At 70.1% G+C, this 17,223-nt stretch carries 14 protein-coding genes and 1 pseudogene; 8 read left to right on the plus strand and 7 right to left on the minus strand.

Translation table 11 applies throughout. The features are described from left to right. Positions 1–284 precede the first annotated feature (284 nt). The 4 genes from ABZ135_RS37475 to ABZ135_RS37490 all read left to right on the plus strand — a co-directional run bounded on the left by ABZ135_RS37475 (position 285) and on the right by ABZ135_RS37490 (position 5,029). A complete protein-coding gene (locus ABZ135_RS37475) occupies positions 285–1,460 on the plus strand; it encodes an AAA family ATPase (RefSeq protein ID WP_356702653.1) in 1,176 nt (391 codons plus the stop codon). 62 nt (positions 1,461–1,522) lie between these two features. Next, positions 1,523–3,154: a transposase family protein gene (locus ABZ135_RS37480; RefSeq protein WP_356702655.1), complete on the plus strand. Its 1,632-nt coding sequence runs from the start codon at positions 1,523–1,525 to the stop codon at positions 3,152–3,154. Further along, positions 3,151–3,894, plus strand: a complete 744-nt coding sequence (locus ABZ135_RS37485; protein WP_356702657.1) for an ATP-binding protein — start codon at positions 3,151–3,153, stop codon at positions 3,892–3,894. The genes ABZ135_RS37480 and ABZ135_RS37485 overlap by 4 nt, the downstream gene beginning before the upstream one ends. Then, on the plus strand, positions 3,887–5,029 hold the full coding sequence (locus ABZ135_RS37490) for a hypothetical protein (protein ID WP_356702659.1): 1,143 nt from the start codon (positions 3,887–3,889) through the stop codon (positions 5,027–5,029). The genes ABZ135_RS37485 and ABZ135_RS37490 overlap by 8 nt, the downstream gene beginning before the upstream one ends. A gap of 23 nt (positions 5,030–5,052) precedes the next feature. Here ABZ135_RS37490 and ABZ135_RS37495 read toward each other — a convergent pair whose 3' ends face one another. Beyond that, positions 5,053–5,256: a terminal protein Tpg-like protein gene (locus tag ABZ135_RS37495; protein ID WP_356702679.1), complete on the minus strand. Its 204-nt coding sequence runs from the start codon at positions 5,254–5,256 to the stop codon at positions 5,053–5,055. Between the two features lie 204 nt (positions 5,257–5,460). After that, positions 5,461–5,877, minus strand: a pseudogene (locus ABZ135_RS37500) (hypothetical protein); the annotation flags it as partial. 219 nt (positions 5,878–6,096) lie between these two features. Here ABZ135_RS37500 and ABZ135_RS37505 point away from each other — a divergent pair. After that, positions 6,097–6,681, plus strand: a complete 585-nt coding sequence (locus tag ABZ135_RS37505) for a hypothetical protein (RefSeq protein WP_356702661.1) — start codon at positions 6,097–6,099, stop codon at positions 6,679–6,681. Between the two features lie 162 nt (positions 6,682–6,843). Here ABZ135_RS37505 and ABZ135_RS37510 read toward each other — a convergent pair whose 3' ends face one another. From ABZ135_RS37510 to ABZ135_RS37520, 3 genes are all read right to left on the minus strand, one after another. Further along, a complete protein-coding gene (locus ABZ135_RS37510) occupies positions 6,844–8,667 on the minus strand; it encodes a hypothetical protein (protein WP_356702663.1) in 1,824 nt (607 codons plus the stop codon). A 666-nt stretch (positions 8,668–9,333) separates the two neighbouring features. Further along, entirely contained in the window at positions 9,334–11,991 is a 2,658-nt protein-coding gene (locus tag ABZ135_RS37515; RefSeq protein ID WP_356702665.1) for a Helicase associated domain protein, read from the minus strand. Next, positions 11,988–12,851: a hypothetical protein gene (locus ABZ135_RS37520; RefSeq protein WP_356702667.1), complete on the minus strand. Its 864-nt coding sequence runs from the start codon at positions 12,849–12,851 to the stop codon at positions 11,988–11,990. Before ABZ135_RS37520 ends, ABZ135_RS37515 begins: the two co-directional genes overlap by 4 nt. Positions 12,852–12,987: 136 nt before the next feature. Here ABZ135_RS37520 and ABZ135_RS37525 point away from each other — a divergent pair, with 136 nt between their 5' ends. Together ABZ135_RS37525 and ABZ135_RS37530 are read left to right on the plus strand one after the other, a co-directional pair. Then, entirely contained in the window at positions 12,988–13,464 is a 477-nt protein-coding gene (locus tag ABZ135_RS37525; RefSeq protein WP_356702669.1) for a hypothetical protein, read from the plus strand. A gap of 634 nt (positions 13,465–14,098) precedes the next feature. Continuing rightward, positions 14,099–14,227 carry a hypothetical protein gene (locus ABZ135_RS37530; RefSeq protein WP_356702671.1) on the plus strand — a complete coding sequence of 43 codons (129 nt, stop codon included), beginning with the start codon at positions 14,099–14,101 and terminating at the stop codon, positions 14,225–14,227. A gap of 1,060 nt (positions 14,228–15,287) precedes the next feature. Here the strand turns inward: ABZ135_RS37530 and ABZ135_RS37535 are convergent. After that, complete coding sequence (locus ABZ135_RS37535; RefSeq protein ID WP_356702673.1) at positions 15,288–15,593, minus strand: DEAD/DEAH box helicase family protein; 306 nt, start codon at positions 15,591–15,593, stop codon at positions 15,288–15,290. Between the two features lie 360 nt (positions 15,594–15,953). Then, positions 15,954–16,295: a hypothetical protein gene (locus ABZ135_RS37540; RefSeq protein ID WP_356702675.1), complete on the minus strand. Its 342-nt coding sequence runs from the start codon at positions 16,293–16,295 to the stop codon at positions 15,954–15,956. A 253-nt stretch (positions 16,296–16,548) separates the two neighbouring features. Here ABZ135_RS37540 and ABZ135_RS37545 point away from each other — a divergent pair, with 253 nt between their 5' ends. Next, entirely contained in the window at positions 16,549–16,845 is a 297-nt protein-coding gene (locus ABZ135_RS37545; protein ID WP_356702677.1) for a hypothetical protein, read from the plus strand. Positions 16,846–17,223: the final 378 nt, after the last annotated feature.

The following is a 17,223-nucleotide window of genomic DNA, read 5'->3' on the forward strand; positions in this document are numbered from 1 at the left end:
TGCGATCTCTCGGGTTGGTGTCGGTGGTGGTGAGAGTCGGTCGCGCTGGTCCGGGGATGGGTGTTGCGGGGCTGGTCAGTGGGTGTTCACGGGTGAGTGGGCCGCTGTCATGGGGTGAGAGGTTGATGGATGGGATCGCTGTCGTGGGGCTTTATCGCATGGCAGCTGATGTTGTCTCAGGTTCGAGAGTTCTTATGCGTTGAAGGCGGGCCGGCCGGTGTGATCGTGGGGTGGATCAAGAGGTAAGGGCCGGTCGTGGTCCTGTGCTGCCCCGGGGGTTGGTGGTGCGTCGTCTGCTGGAGCGGCAGCAGGCGGGGGAGCTGGCCACGCGGCATGTGCGTGCGGTCGCTGAGACGGTGGGTGTCTCGGAGCGTACGGTGTGGCGCTGGCTGGAGCAGGCGAAGGCGACCGGGCAGGTGGAGGCGCCGGTCCGGCAGGGGTATGCGGTGTCGGACGAGGTGTGGGCGCTGCTGGGCGAGGTCGGAGGGAACGTCGCAGAGCTGAGACGCCGGCTGGCCGCGGCTGGCGGGGCCTCGGTGCCGTCGGCGTCGACGCTGCACCGGGTGATCCGCAGAGACCGACGGGCAGGGCGGGCCCTGCTGGTCGGGCGGGAGCCCGTGGTGGCCGGGCCGAGCAGGCCGGATCCGCTCAGCGAGCTGGGCTTGAACGTCGTGGCCGGCCAAGGTACCGGCGGGCAGGTCTTCCTGCGGGAGCAGAAGCATCTGGCACAGGTCCCGGTCCTGGTCCCGGGCGCGCAGGTGGTGCACACGCCTGCCGTGCGGTCGGTGCTGCGGACGGTCGCGCACGCGGCCGCGGTGGGGGCGATGGTGTGCTTGTACGGCGACGCCGGCCAGGGCAAGACCGTCGCGCTGCAGTACGCCCTGTCCCAGCTGCCGCACCCGGCCCGGGTCCGCCGGGTCCACGTCGGTGTGCACCCGACGGTCCCCGAACTGCGCCGGGTACTCGCGGACGCCCTCGAGCTGGGCAGGCGTCTGCCGCGCGGGGCGGGGGAGGCCGACCTGACGCTGGTGAACGCGCTCCGACAGCCCCGCGTGCTGGTCCTGGACGAGGCACAGCGCCTTCCGGGACCGGCGCTGGAGTTTCTGCGCGGGCTGTGGGACCACCCGGACACGGACACGGCACTCGTGCTCGCGGGTGCGGGCAGCGAACGGGCGCTGCGCCGGGTACCTGCGCTGGCCTCTCGGGTGCTGACCTGGGAGCTGGTGCCGCGCCTCAGCCAGCGGGAGGTGGCCACGGTGATGGCTGCCTTCCACCCGCTGTGGGAGGACGTGAGCGAGGCCGATGTCGTGTGGGTGGACGAGCATGTGGGACACGGCAATTTCCGGACCTGGGCGAAGCTGACCTCGCACCTGACCGCCGAGACCTATGGCAAGAGCCGGGCGGTGGTGGACCGCCGGATGCTGGAGCGGGCCTGCGCACGGCTGATGGGACCGCTGTGACCGGCGCGGCCGGGCCGGGAGAGGACGCTTCCCGCTCCGGCGCGCACGGGGAGGGCCCGGGCGTGCGGGGAGGCCTGCCTTCCTCATCCCTGTCGGCGCTGCGCGGCCCTGCTGTGCGCCGGCTGCTCGCCCTGCGGCAGGACCAGCAGCTGACAACGCGGCATGTGCGGCTGATGGCTCAGTCGTTGGAAGTGACCGAGCGCACGGTGTGGCGGTGGCTTGCCTCTGCCGAGCATGACGAGTCAGCTGCCGCAGAGCCCGGGGCACGGGCCCAGAGTAAAAACCGCTTCTCCGTCACCCCCGAAGTGCGCCGTCTGCTGGCCTTGTGGAAGGGAAACGTCGCAGCGGTGCACCGTGAGCTGACCGCTCGCGCGGCCAGGGGCGAGGGGGATCCGCCTCCCTCGATCCCGACGCTGCACCGCGCGATCCACCGTGATCTGACGCCGGGGGAGCGGGCTGGTCTTGCCGGTGGTGAGCGGGCGGCGCGCAAGCACGATGTGTTCCTGGCCCGGCCGCGGGGGTGGCGGAACCAGGTGTGGGAGACCGACCATGTGCAGGTTCCGGTGCTGGTCGATGTCGAGGGCAGGGCCCGCAGGCCGTGGATCACCTGGTTCACCGACTGCGCCACCAACGCGATCACCGGCGTCGCGGTCACGCCCGGGCATCCTTCTCGGGAGTCGGTGCTGGCCGCGCTGCGCTCCGCGGTCCTGCGCGAGGATCCCTACGGCCCGTTCGGCGGCCTGCCCGAGAAAGTGCGAGTCGACCGTGGCAAGGACTTCTTGTCCCGGACGGTGACCGCCGCGTTCGATCTCCTCGACGTGACGGTGGAGGACCTGCCCGCCTACACCCCGCACCTCAAGGGCACCGTGGAGGGCCTGAACCGGTCGGTGGAGAGCATGTTCCTGGCCGCGCTGCCCGGCTACGCCCGCCAGCCGCGCCCCGGCAAACGTGCCTCCCGCCCGAAGGACGAGGTACTGCTCGGCTTCGAGGACTTCACCGCCCGGCTGCTCGCCTGGGCGCTGTGGTGGAACACCGAACACCAGCCCGCGCCGTTGCGGGGCAGGACTCCGCTTGAGGCGTGGCAAGACGATCCCACCCCGCTACGGGACGTGGCCGCGGCGGATCTGTGGACGTTCACCCTGGAGGACGCCGGCACCCGCACGCTGACGACCCGCGGCATCCGCTTCAGGAAACGTGACTATGTGGGGCCGTGGATGACCGGTCAGTCCGGGATCCAGGTCCGGGTCCGCTTCATGCCCCACCACGACCACCGCATCGAGGTCTACCACGCCGCCACCGGCCGCTACCTCGGTCCTGCGGACCTGGCCGACCAGGCCACCGAGGAACAGGTCAGCGCTGTACGGCGGGCACGGGCCGCCCGCAGCCGCCGTCTGAAGAAGGACCTCGAAGCTTCCCAGCGCGAGCGCTACGCAGCCGTGAACCAGCCCGAGGCCCCCCAGCGGCTCGGCACCCTGACCACCGCGCAGGCCGAGGCCGAGCTCGCCCAGGCCGCCGGCACCGACCTGTCCGATCTGGCGATGCCGGACCTCATCCCGCCCGCCGCGCCCCCAGCCGACTGGCGCACCCCGCCATCCCTCGTCACCCGGACCGCGCCCGGCCGGCCTGCTCCCGTCCCATCCGAACCTGCCCCCGGATTGACTGCTCAGACCACTGAAGACGGAGACGCCTCGTGACCGCGGCCACCTACCAGTACGTCGACCTGCCCGACGCCTCCGTGGTCACCACCCGCGCCCTGCTCACCGCGCGGGAGAACATCGGCGACACGGTCGCCGCCCGCGCGATGATGTGTATCCACGGCGGCGCCGGCTTCGGCAAGACCCTCGCCGTCAACACCTGCCTGCGCGAACTCGAACCCGACGAGGACGTCCGCCGGGTCACCTTCCGGGCCCGTCCCACCGCCCGCGCGGTGCGCTACGAGCTGTTCACCGCGCTCGACCTGGCCGGCGAGCCACCGCGCCACCCCAGTGAATTCGACCGTCTGCTGAAGACCGCTCTGGCCGAGCGCCCCCGCACCTTCCTCGTCGACGAGGCCCAGTGGCTCAACGGGGAGGCGTTCGAATACTTCCGCTACCTGTGGGACGAGCCCTCCACCCAGCTCGCGATCATCTTCGTCGGTGGCGAGGGCTGCCACACCGTGCTGCGCCGCGAACCGATGCTCTCCTCCCGCATCTTCATCTGGCAGCACTTCACCCGCCTCACCCCCAGCGAGGTCCTCGACGTCATCCCGCTGTTCCACCCGATCTGGGCCGACGCTGCCCCTGAGGACATCACCTTCGCCGACAGCCACGCCGCACACGGCAACTTCCGCGCCTGGGCCCAGCTGACCGCCCACACCCGCACCGCCCTGGCACGCACCGGCCGCCCCCGCGTGGACCAGGAACTGCTGCGCTGGGCCTTCAGCCGCCTTGCCTGACCACCCCACTGCCACGCCTCCCGCCGCGCGGCCGCCGTCCCTCGTCGTGGTCATCGACCGCCATGACGACGTGATCCACACCCGCACCGCCCTGGCTGCCCACCACCTGCCGTCCGGCCGGATCACTCTGCACCCCGGCCCGGGCACCACCAGCGATACCGGCCTCGCCCACGACCTTCTCGCCGCCCTGGGCAAACCGCCCCTGCTCACCGGGCGCTTCCCCGCCGGGCGTCAGCCCGCCTGGGAAGCCGCTGCCGCCTGGATGACTGCCCTGCCTGTCACCCGGCTGACCGTCCTGCGCGCCCACCGTCTCACCACCCGCCGCACAATGCGCCTTCTGGAGCTGCGTGCCCTCACCGGGATCCACCTGACCCTGGTCTGCCACCGCCCCCACCTTCCCGCCGCCCTGCACCAGGCCCTGCAGACGGCCGACTACTCCCTCACCACCGACCTCGACGCAGCCTGCCGCCACTACTACGGCACACCAGTCACCGAACCCCCACTCGCAGACGAGCCAGCCGGGCCGACCGGCCGGTGGCTCACCCTGCCCGCACTGGAACGCCTCATCTCCTACGACAGCCCCCGCCCCTGCACCGACCCGTGCACCCCGCCCCCGATCATCTGGCGGCACCGCCCACCGCCCGTGCCTCTCACCGCGCACACCGCCCAGCGAGTCGCCCACCGCCTCCACACGGCGACCGCACATCCGCGCCTGGCCGCGGCCGTCGCCGCCGCGCTCTTCACCGGCGCCTCCCTCCAGCAACTCGCCACCGCCCGCCTCCGCGACTACGACACCGCCGCGGCCACGCTCGCCCTCCACGACCGCGCCCGCTACACCGACGGCTGCGCCGCCCACCTCGTACCACCCTGGGCGGGTGTCTTCCTGCGAGCGGCGGCCTGCTTCAACCGGCTCGTCTCCGGCGAGGACCAGGAACTGCTCGCCGCGCCAGGTGACCGTGCGTACCTGCTGCGCGTGGCGGAGACGGCCAAGCTGCGCCCGCCCCAGCCGCCCGCAGCCCGCCGCCAAGGCCCGGTCGGCCGTGTGGAGTGGGATTGGCGCGAGCGGCAGGAAGCCGAGCGGCACGAAGCGGTGCCGACCAGTCGAGTCAGGCCCTCACGGCGCCGAACACCCTGACCTGGTGACGCGACGGGCCGGGCTCATCCGATCGAGAAGTCGGCGAACTCGACGTCGCTGAAAGCGATGTGCAGACCGTGGGCCCGGCGGCCCCAATCGCGGAAATAGGCGTGCCCCAGCGCGCGGGCGAGGATCACCGTCTGCTGCTGCTCGCCCGCGCCGGCATCCCGGGCGGCGAACAGCTCCCGAGCCACCTCTCCCGGCAGATCCTGGGTGATCCACCGCACCCGCGGATCGTCCGAGGACCCCGCCGGTGCGGCGAAACCGAACCGCGCCCTGGTATGGAAGACGAAGCCCTCCGCCTCAGCCCGCGCACGCCGACGTGCCCGTACCCGGGGCTGCCACCGAGCCAGGACCGCTTCCTCGATCGCCCGAACGTGCGCCGGACCCGGGGGACGACGTGCTCCTGGCTTCTTCGTCACCCACCGCTGCACGGTGCGCTGCGAAACCCCCAGCACGGCGGCCACCTGCCGGGTGGAACCCCGATGCGCTGCCAGCAGAAAACGCAGGCGGGCCTCGGTGCTTGAGGGAAGGGGCCGGGTGCGCAACGCACGCTCCAAACCCTGCTCTATTTGGCCCACGTCCGCCTCTCGAAGCGGCCAGCCGCCAGGGCCGGCATCTGCAGTCCGTCGTGTCAGTTCTCCCACGTCGTCTGCCCCTGCCCGGCCTTTCCTGCATTCTTGGGACAGCGCTGGCTGCCGCAAGATATGAGCCCTTGGACGAGCACCAGCGACAAGCTGGCGGCACGGGTCCTCGATGGAGTCACCAGCGTCCCGGTGCTGTCCTTCGGCACGCACTTGAGCGATCGATCCGTACGCGGACAGCGTCACCGCCCTGGTCGCTCGCATCCGGCAAGGGCGAAGAGCCGGGGGCCGGGCCGGTATCCTGCCCGCGGGGCTGACGCCCTGGGCTTCGCCGACGCCCACACCGCACCCGGACACCCACACTGCCCGGACCACTGGTGGAAGGTCTTCCGGGATCGACGGACCGCGTGACTAGCACCTTGAGGATCCATCGAGCCGGGGTTGCCGTGTGGGGGCGAGGACCGGCGCCGAGAGGACCCGCCCATGACCAAGCGCACCACCGAGCAGCAGCGCGCCCGCGAACTCCAGCGCACCGCACGCGAGCAGGGCACAGACCTCGGCTACCACGAAGCCCTCAACTGGGTACGGGAAGCCGCCGAGACGCAGGCCAGGTTCCCGGGCAAGATCGCTGTCCCTGTGCCGCACGACCACTGCGTCATGATCTTCGAACCGGACACGGACCCCGCGGACATCCACAGGGCGACCACTCCGCTCTCCGAGGCCGAGCACGAGCTCCGGCATGAGCTCATCCAGCGGCGGAACGCTCTGATGGACGACCACTCCAAGGCGGAGATCATCGCCATGATCCTCCACAGGTGGCGCTACGCCCCGGGCGAGGACCTCGCACGCTGGACCAAGCAGGAGCTCGCCAGCGAACTCGTGGACGGTCAGGACGGCCGCGAGCGCTACGAGGTGTACGGGCGGGTGGCGCTGCACAACGGAAGGCCGGCGCCCGGCTCCCGCCCCCTGTGTGGAGGCGCCGGCTGCTCCGGGCACGACAGCGCGACGCCCTGGCCGGACACCCGCGCGCGCTTTCGCGCCCAAGAGCCCTGCATCGACGTGCAGTAGGGCCTCGTGCAACACCGCCCTGCAACAAGGGGTGCAACAGAGCCCGCGTTGCACCCCTGACTTGCAAGGACACCCGTCAGCGTACGCACAGCACCGGCTCCGGGCCTCATGCTCACTGCTCAGGCCCGCCGCTTGTACCGATCCTCATCCCGACACCGCCACCTACACCGTGGTGGTCTCGCGTGAGGGCAGGCCGGGGATCACGCCGTCAACCAGGTTGGTGCGGATCTCCCGGACCGCCGGTCCTGGGGTGCCGCGGAGTTCGTTGCAGGCGATGATGACCTGCCCCCCAGCACCCGTAGGAGCTTCGAAGGTGGCGAGGTCGGTGAGACCGTCGAGGAGCGCGTTGCCGCTTCGCTGGTCCTCCGGGCCCTCGCCCAGGCCGGTGAACGGGCCGTCCACGATCAGGAACTGCGGCACCGGCATCGCGGGTACTTCCCGGGCGGCATCGCGCAGAGCCAGCAGGACACTGACGTTCGCGCGGGTCATCCCGTGCCCGGCGACTACCCGCGCGTCGAACGACTTCCCATTGATGGTGACGGAGAAGTCCTCCGGACTGATGGAGACCGTGTGGACCTCTGGGTCACACGCCCGCATCCGGCGCAGCGCATGACGCGACCACCGGTCGGTTCCCTGCTTCACCATCAGATCGGTGTCCTGCCGGGCGGCGGTGTACGCGGCCTCTGCGGCCTCCTTGTCCTTCTCCAGCCGGGGCAGCCGCTCGCGCAGTTCCGTCAGCTCCGCGACCTCGCGCAGGTGCTCGGCGTTCTGCTCCAGCCGCGCGGCCAGCTCCCGTACCGCGGCCTCGGCCTCCACCACAACCTGTTGCTGCGGCGCGATCACATCCTGAGCAAACGCCCGAACCGCGGCCGCCGCCTCCACGACGATCCGCTCGGCGTCACTGACCCGGCCACGGGCCTCGTCAGCCGCCCGCACCGCGCGCCGGGCCGCCTCACGCGACTGTTCAGCAGCCTGCTGCGCCCGGGCCATCCGCCGCTCGAACTCCTCGGCACGCTGACGGCGCTCGGGGTCGAAGCGCCGGCACACGGGACAGTCGTCCTCCGACAGCCCTGTCAGATCGAGCGCCCGCACACACGTGGGGCACAGACTCGGATCGGTGGCGGCCTCCCGCAACCCGGTCAGGCGCCCCCTCGCCTCGGCAGCGGCCGCCTCCAGCACCCGAGCCGTACGCTCCCGGTCGTCGGCGGCCACGCGCGCGGCCCGCCGAGCCTCCTCCGCCCCCGACGCCTTCTCCTGGAGCGCGGCGATCCGGCTGTGCAGATCACTCAGATCCGCCCCGGCCTTCCGCGCCTTCAGGGCCTCCTGGCCATGCTGCGCGGCCCACTGCTCGCTACGGCGCTGGAGGTCCTCGACGGACGGCAGGTCACGCTCCTCGCGGTCGCGCAGAATCCGCTCCATCCGGTTCTTCGCCGCCCCCCACTCCTTCTTCCTGGCGCTGAACTCCTGGCGCAGCGCATCGACCGTCTCGTCATCGGCACCCAGCAGCACCCGTCCCACCGCGGTCCGCTGCTCCTTGCTCTGCCGGCCGAGGTAGTCGTTCGGCAGATCACGCTGGCGCGCGTAGAGCCACGGCACCAGCAGGTCCAGCGTCACGCGCGTACGTCCGGCGCCCAGCCGGGGGATGCCGAGGAGATCCTGGAAGTGATCGGCCGCCGACCGGCGGGAATCACTGCGCTTTACCGGGTGATGCTCAGGGAGACTCAGCGTGCCCTGGACGAAGGACACGTCCTCCTTCCGGTCCACCGTGCTGCGGGTGACCTGCCATCGCTCCCCGCCGATCCGGGCGACGAACCCGACGCGACTGCACAACGCCGCGGCGTCCATCAGCCTCGCGCTCTCCACCGCCAGCGTCCACCACACCACTTCCAGCGTCGTGCTCTTGCCCGTCCCGCTCACTCCCGTCAGCGCGGGCAGCGGGGCATCGAGTCTCACCTCGTGCCACATTCCGTCGACCTCGAACAACATGCACTCGATATTGAGTGTGACCACTCGGTGCCTCCCGCAGCTCGACAGCGCTTCAGCGCTCGTAGCGGGTAACGACACGCAGCCGCCCGGGTGACGTACCGGACCAACCTGTACGTGGGCCCAACAGCACAGATCTGACGTCATGAAGGGGGCACAGCTGCCCAGACTGTGGAAGTCGCTCAGGTCGGCCGACGACGCTCCTCAGCCTCACGCGAGATCTTGTTGACGAGGTCCCAAAACTGACCCGCCTGGCCTGCGCCGGCGCCTGCCCCAGGCCGGGGTACAGCGCCGACACCGAAGATCCGGCCGACGCGGGTTTCCCAGCACTTGCGGCACTGGCAGTCCCCTTCCGTATGGGTCGGACAGACCCGGTCAGCCATCTCGTAGACCAGCGCGGCCAGCTCCTCCGCCCGCTCTCTCCACCGCGCCGTGTCCGAACGAGCTGCCGATGCTTCCCGCTCCGCCCGCCGCATCGCGCCGATCATCGGCCAGTCAGGGCCGCCTCCGCCGTGATAGCTCACCGCTCACTCCCGCTCGTCCCCGCCTACTGTCTTCGCCGAGGACAACGCCCCTACCAGGGACAAGACACGGAACATCACACAGGAGGCCCTGGGACCAAAGTCCCAGCGCCCTCGTACGCGCCGGCTCACCGGCGGGGCACCGGGGTCACACCCATTCCACGCCCAGGCCCCGCAGCGCGCCGAGCTGCTCCTGCGACAGCTTGTCGCGCCGGGCCTTGGTGTTGGAGACCCACACACCGAGCTTCACGGTGACCGGCTTGCTCTCGCCGTCGACGGTGATCTCTTCACCGTGTCCGCGGGGCACGGGCCGCTCGGCGCCTTCTCGTTCGATCCACTGCGCGAGGGCAACGAGCCCGCGCTGGAACGCCTGCTGCGCCTTCGACGCCCCCTTCGCCGGAAGAACGGCTGCCGGGGCCTCAGCAGGCCTGACGCCCAGCTTGGTGAGGCGTTCCTGCTGTCCAGGCAGAAGCCGCGCCCAGATGCCGGGCTTTTGCTGCTGCTGGAGCCACCGGCCGAGGTCGTCGCCGTCGAAGATGACGCCCGGCGCGATGTAGGGCAGGACGCCGCCGGCTTCGGTGTCGACGAGGTCGGCGAGCACCCGGTAGTGGCGCTGCCAGTTCAGCGGCCAAGGGCAGTTCCAGTCCGGGTCGATCTCCGCCAGCTGCTCCGCGCGTTCCGCCGCCCGCTTCGGATCCTTGCCCAGGCCGCCCTTGCGGCGGAGGTTGGCCATGTGCTGCCCGATGGGCACCATGGCCTCGCCCTCGCCCCACATCGCGTCCTGCCGGGGCGCGATGTGCCCGGTCGCCCGCCGGTAGGCCCGCAGGGCGGCGAGCTTGGCCTCCCAGGCTTCCTCGCCGGGTTCCCAGACCATGCCGGCCTCGGGTGTGTCGAGGAGGGTCTTGCGCCGTTCCTCCAGTTCCCCGGCCCGCAGAGCCTTTCGCTGCTGGTGGACCCATCGCCCGAGCGGGAACGCCTTCGTTGCCCCGACTTCGACCTCGACGTCATACGGGACGGCGTAGACGCCGGTGATCCCGTTTTCCTTCCGCCACCGCAGCAGGGCCTGGTAGCCCTCCAGCCACACCAGCGACTCCGGCCGGTACACCCGGGTCCGCAGGAACGCCGCGATCGTCGCGGCGTCGCGCGGGCTGGAGAAGTGCAGCAGCGCGGACTCGGCCGCGGCGTCGGTGTCCTCGTCGTGCTCCTGGTCCTCGCCGTCGCCCGGGCCGCCGGCCCCGACGATCCGCCCTTCCTCGTCCCGCCGCAGGTGCACCTTGCGCTTCCCGCTCGTGAGCGCCCGAGAGGCGAGCTGCTCCACTAGGCGCTCATCGTGGCTGCGCAGGCCTTGGAGCACGGCCACGAGCGGCTTGAAGCTGGCGGAGGCGACCATGTCCTCAGGGTCCTCGTTCGGCTCCAGGAACACCGGCACGATGATCCTGGCGACCTTGGTGGAGCCGTCGCGGTTAAGCCGGAGGGCCCGGCCGATGTTCTGGACGATCTCCACCTGGGAGCCGCGGGTGTCCGCGAAGCAGATCGAGTCGACCCCCCTCTCGCCGGTGATGTCCACGCCCTCTCCGAGCACGCGAACGCTGGCGAGGAAGGCGCGGTGCACACGCCGGTTGTTCGCGTCGATTCCGTTGGCGAACTGCCGCAGGGTTTCGCGTCGCTCGGTGACGAGGTGGTCGCCGCACAGCCACGCCGCCCACACCCGGTCCGGGGGTACGTGGCGGCCGGCCTGCAGCTCGTAGAAGGCCGCGTCGATCGACGACGCGGGCAGCTTCTCGGCGGCGGCCAGGTCGGCGTCGGAGGCGTCATTCATGTACAGCTCGGCGGCTGTCTCGGGCAGCTTCTCCGCGAACGCGGCGGCTTCCTCGACTTTCTGGTGGAACGTCATGACGGTGCGCAGGTTCCACGCGGCGGCGTGCTCCAGGAGCGCGGTCTGCAGCAGTGCGAGGCGCCGGCCGCGCTGCGCCTCCTCCGATTCTCCAAGGACGGGGGAGGGGTCGCGGATCTCGAGCACGTCGATCTCGAATCCGGCGAGGATGCCCCGTTCGATCGCCTCCGAGAGCCCGAGCTCTGCGAGCCACGCGCCGTAGGTGCCGTCCGGGTCGTCGGCCATGGTCGCGATCTCCGCCTCCTGGCCGTCTGTGCCCCTGCGCGGCTGGGGTGCGGCGAGGACGCGGGGGGTGGCGGTGAGGTAGAGACGGAAGTCGGCGGGAATCCGGGTGTTGTCGTGGATCGCCGCCCACGGCCGCCCGAGATCACCGGCGGTTCCGTGGGCCTCGTCCACGATGGCGAGGTCGAAGCCCGCCATGCGTTGGCCGTAGAGGCGCTCTCCGCCCGCCAGGGCGGCTTCCAGCGGCCCGCGAACCTTCCGCTGGCCCGTCGGGTCGTCCGGGTCTTCGCGGTCCACGAGGGAGGCGTACGTGGCGAACACGACCACGGGCCCGGAGCCCGCCCAAAGGGCGAGCTGGATCGGGTTGGTGGTGGTGCGGACCCCCAGCGAGCCCAGCACCGCGTCGTTCTCGAGCGAGCACACCGCCACCATGGGGGCCCGGTGGCCTACCGCGCGCCACGCCTGGGCGGTCTGTACGAGCAGGTCCAGGGTCGGGACCGTCACGAGGACCCGGCCGTCCGCGAAGCTCTCCAGCGCGCACGCGGCAGCGGTGATCGTCTTGCCCGAGCCGGTCGCGGACACGATCGTGCCTCTGGCGCCCTGCGGGGGTGCCGGTGACCTTGTAGGGAAACTCACCCATTTGCGGAACGCCGACCTCTGGGTGATCTGGTGTTCATGCAGGTGGATCACGGACGCGTCCCCTTGGGCGTGTGCTGGTCGGTGTTGAGCACGCCAGAGGTCTGGTTCGCGGCTGTTTTGCGGCGGCGTCGGTGTTCTCGTTGGGCTTGGGCGCGGGCGCATTCGCGGGTGCAGTACTTGGTGCCGGTGGTGCGGTTCTGCCCGTACTCGGCGCGGCCGCGCTGGCGTACGTAGGGCCGGCGGCAGGTCTCGTTGGCGCACTCGCGGAGCGTGGCGTTCTCGGCGAGGTGGTTGTAGAGCTGGAGGAAGGCGGCGGCGTAGATTGTGGGCCGGCGTTCGCTGAGGGTGCCGATGCCGATGCTGAAGACGTGCAAGGCGGCGTTGAGGGTCCGCTCGAGGTGCTGGAGCCTGAGAGAGATCAGGACACCGCTGAGTTCCTCCAGGTCGCGGGGCCACGTGCCCCCCAGATGCGGGTTCTCCGCGCGCAGGGCGGCGAGATGCTCTTCGGTGACCTCGGAGGCCACCAGCTGCTCGAGCCCGCCTTCCTGGCGGCAGGCAAGCCAGGTACTGATCGCTTTCTGCGCCTGACGGGCGTGCAGGCGCACGACGTCACGGTGTACTTCACCGCCGACCCGGTCGGGACGCTCGATGGCGAGGGCGTGGGACAACAGCCGAATGTCCTCCTCGTCCCACGTGGCCGCTTCGAAGAAGCTGTCTCCGAATTGACCCCATGTGGCGATCCAGTCGGCGACGGTGTCCATGTCGTCGAGGTCGAGGTCCATCAGCTCACGGAGATAGAAGTCCTCGGGCAGCGGACCCGAAGGCCCGCGAGCAGGTCGCTGGATGTCCCAGACGATCCAGTCCCCCTCGACCCGCGCGCCGACCAGAGGCGTCAACTCCGGTGCGGGCACAGGCGTTCCAGGCCAGAGCGTGGGACGAAACCGTGGGTCTACGTATGCCGCCATGAAGGGCATCATAGCCAGGGGGGTAGCACGAAACTAGATCTCTTTCGTATCACCCGCGGTGGATCGGGAAGGGGCACACGTGGTGACGCAATGGCAGGAACGCAAACAAGTCGGCGAAGCCCACGAAGCACGCGTCGCCACCGCGCTCCGCGCTCGCGGATGGACAGTTCAGCGCTGCGGGCAGGGCACCTACGCGCCGCCGATCCGGCACACTCTTGCCCGTACAGACTCGGCCCTGCGCTACTTTCCCGACCTCATCGCCGCCCGCGACGGCGAGCTCGTCACCATCGACGCCAAAGACCGCATGCCCAGCACCCACACCGACCGGTACTCCATCAGCAGCGCCGCCCTAACCGCCGGCCTGCTCTTCACCGCAGCCCACGCCCCCACCCCGCTGTACTACGTCTTCGGCGACCTGAAGGTCCTCACCCCGGCCGAAGTCCACCACTACACCGCCCACGCACGGCGACACCGAAGTGGCGCATGGGTCATGGTCGCCACCCGCCAAGCCCATTCCTTCGACGAAGTCTTCGGCACACCACTGGCCTGGGCGGCCTGAAAGGCAGCCCACCGACCACCGCTCCCCGCCCTTCGCCCCACCGGCCCCGACGGGCCTCCGTCCGGCTGGTGGGCCCGTACCGTCGCGGACCTAGCCGCCGCCGGTGAGTGGACCGCCGCCCCGATACCACCCCGGCGCCCGCGCCGCGTACCGGCCGGCGCCCTCTCGGAGACGGGCCCGCCGACCCCGGCGCCGTACTTGCCCCGTCCGGATAAGGTCGGGCCAGCCCGCGCCGATATGGCGTGCGCGGGCGAGGCCCGATGCCCAGCGCGTCCTGGGGGCAGTACCACCGGGCCGCCCCGGCGCGGTTGTGACGGCTCTCTTCTCTACCCCCGGCTCCCCGTTCGACTACCACTGGCATCGTGCGCTACCGCGCCGATCTATGGACCGACCTACACCCGATGTCCGTTTCGCCGTGTGCGACACGCCGAGAGTGTGCGGGCATCTTTCACCCAAGATCTAGTGGTTGCATGTCATCGGCCGCCCAGGGATAGTGGTCCCGTTTCTGACGGGGCGTCGCCGAGCCTCTATGCTGGTGGTCGTTCCTTCCGAGACCGGTCCTCAAGTCTCCGTCCCGATAAGGGGCGGTGCCCTGGGGCCCAGGGCCAACGGGCCGCGTTGGGAGGGGCAGATGATGCCCGAGAACGAGCAGCCTCCGGCTGGTCAGAAAAAGCACCGCGCTTGGCAGGCGGTGGTCGACTGGCTGGCGCCGCTGCTGGTCGCGGAGATCATCGACAGGGTCGTGACCCTCTGGCTGGGCTAGAGGTGAACGGGACCGGACGAGATGGTCGGCTCATGACTGAGCCCGGCCGCGAATCAGTCGGCCGGGCTCGATAGTCACACTCTGTGAGGCGATGGCCTGGGACTGGCGGCAACCGGTTCCGGGCCTTCGTCGTTTCCACCCCGCCGAAGCGGCCGCAGACAGAGCGTCCCCGTCAGGTTAGCCGAGCCAGGTACCAATAGGCACCACCGGACCCCAGTGAGGACTGGTGAGTCCTGGCGAGGGACCGTGAGGACGGACACGACGTCGTCCCCTGCCGACAAACTCCCCCCGAACCGCCTGCACCCCTGGTCAAAGCCCTTCCGGCGGCCGGAACGAGCCCTCCTGCGGAGACTCAAAGCCCGAAATCCGGCGATTGATGTCCGCGCCCCGGTCTCAGCTGGGGGTTCGCTAGTCGACTAGCGAACCCCCAGCTCAGACCGGGGCGCGGTACTCACGTGAGCACCTCGCGAGAGTCGCACCTACGGATTCTCCGTAGGTGGTGCTGTTCCCCAGGGGAACAGCACTGAGGAACGTTACGAAGTGGTGCCCCCCTCACCCCTGAACGTTCAAGGGAGGTGGCGGGCCAAGGCCTCCTCGTCTTCCCGGGACCTCCTCGACGGGCTGCGGCCGCCTGGCCGATCTCCTCGTCCTCCTGGTCGGTCGTCGACCGTCGGGTCGTTCTTCTCGGCGAGGGTCCGCTAGCCGACTAGCGGACCCCGTCACAGGTGGCCAGCCTCCCCGTCCGCCCCGGGGCGTCCTTCAACGCCGTGCCCCGCTCCTCAGACCCTCGGCGGCAGCCCCGAAGCGCCCCAGCAATTGCTTTTTCAGCAACTGGTTCATGGTCCTTAAGGTCGGGAAGGCACTCACGTGAGTGCCTCACGCAGATCGCTCCACCTACGAATGTCCGTAGGTGATCCCCGTGCCCCCCCGTGCCCCTGACTACTTAATGCTGCCGGGTTTGAGTACCGGGGCGCTGGCAGTGACGCCGTCCGCACGACCACCGACGTGACCTGGGCAGTTTCTGAATTCAGTAGCTGCCTCCCTTGAACATTCAAGGGTCCTATGGGTGCTGATGCTGATACCCCTGTGAGTGGGTGGTGGGGTGGCAGTGGGTGGGCGTCAGCGGGATTGCGGTGTTGATGTCAGTCTGCGCGAGCAGGTCCAGGGTGGGAACGGTCACGAGAATCCGCCCGGCCGGGAAGCTCTCCAGCGCGCTCGCGGCAGCCGTGATCGTCTTCCCCGACCCGGTCGCGGACAACAGCGTGCCCCGCGCCCCCTGAGCCGGCACAGACGATCTTGCAGAGAATTTTACCCATTCCCGGATTGCTGTTTTCTGGGTCACCTGATGTTCCCGGAGACTGATCACAGCATTCGACCCTTCCTTTTTCCGGGTGACATCATATTCTCCACCACGAGCTCATAGAAGCAACGGACCCGCCAGAGACAGAGGCAGAATCAGGCCGGGTACCTGTCGATCCCGCCGCGCGCGGACAGCTCGTCCTCAAGGTCACAGGCGGCCACGGCCTTGAAGCCGCCAAACCACAGTGCCGCAAGTACAGCCGTGACGGCCTATACCACCTCGGCCGGCGCTCCCGCGGGGGCCTCGTACTCCAGCACGGTCGGCCACTCCAGGCGGAGCCCGAGCCGAGGAGAGAAGGCTCGCGCCCCTTCGTACGCGCACTCCCTGGGGTTTCCGCCGGTGCGAAGGAAGGGCAGCGCGATGGGTTCACCGGCCGAAGCGGCCGTTCTTGGGAGGCTCTGCAGGGACCAACTCCTGCACGTGAACGAGCTCGGCCACACGGATGTTCAAGTGCTCGGTGTACGTGGTCGGTGACTTGTCACCCTTTGCCCAGGACGACTCGGTCAGCTCAACGAGCCAGCTCGTCGGCGAAGTGCGGAACACCAGCCGGCCGCACGGGTCGGAAGCGGTACTGCCCGACGGAGGACGGGTACGAGTGATCTCCTCACCACGCGCAAGAGCCGCCTCCTTTCCGCCTTCCACGGAAATCTTGTCCACCAGGCTCCACTCCCCGTACTTGACCCGCTCCACCAGCACGTACCAGCCCACAACCCCGCTCCTCCTCAATACGGCGAATACCGCCGCGTTCAGCCCGGCCGATACCAGGTAAGAGGCCGCTGCCTGCGCAAAGTACCGAGGCACTGTGTCCTCCGACCCTGCTACCGGGTGTCCTAGATTTACGCCAATGCTACATGCTGCATCACATGGAGATGCGGACTTGTGAAACCCCTAGGCAGAACTCTTTCCACGAGATCTCGTCCGCCCCTGATGGGCATCACGCATCGGGGGTACACGGTGCCGCATGGCACCGAAGACCGAACGTATCCAGTTCCTGCGGGCCGTGCGGCAACTGCGCCGTATCCGCTCCTTCTACGCTGCGGGCATTCTGCTGTGGGCGGGGTCCGCCCTCTGGACCGGTGGGCAGGCCCCCGGGAGCCGGCAGATGTGGGTGTCCGTTCTCCTCCTGGCCGTCTTCGCCGTACTGCTCGTCACCGCGAGCCTCGCCCTGCGGCGCCTCGCCGTTCCCGCGACGGGCCGGCCCGTGCACCATGCTGCCCCGCACAAGCTGCCGAGCACCCACCGTCACGCTCACGCCTGAGGGCCCATCACCCTTCTTGCTCTGCGCCCGCCACAGAGCGAGCCCGCAGTCTGCTGACAGCCCATCACCGGACCACACAAGCCCCCGTCCCTATAGGCGCCCGGGCCGAAGGCCCGTTACCGGGCCCGCGCAGCGGGTCCGGCCTGTGGCGCGCAGCGCCACCAGGTGGCTGGCGCGCAGCGGAAGCCACCATCGAAACCGCAGGCCCCTAGCTCCGGGAGCGCAGCGGACGGAGCGTCACCAGACCGGCGCAGCCGGTCTGGTGAGCGGGGCGCGCAGCCTGCGGCTCGGGCCAGAGGGTCTCGCCGTTGCCGAGGTCGAGTCCGCCCTGCTCGCGCAGGGCGAGGATCGAGCGGACGAGGTGCTGGCGGTAGCCCA

Origin of the sequence: Streptomyces sp. NPDC006339, from assembly GCF_040612775.1 — a bacterium.
GTDB lineage: Bacteria > Actinomycetota > Actinomycetes > Streptomycetales > Streptomycetaceae > Streptomyces.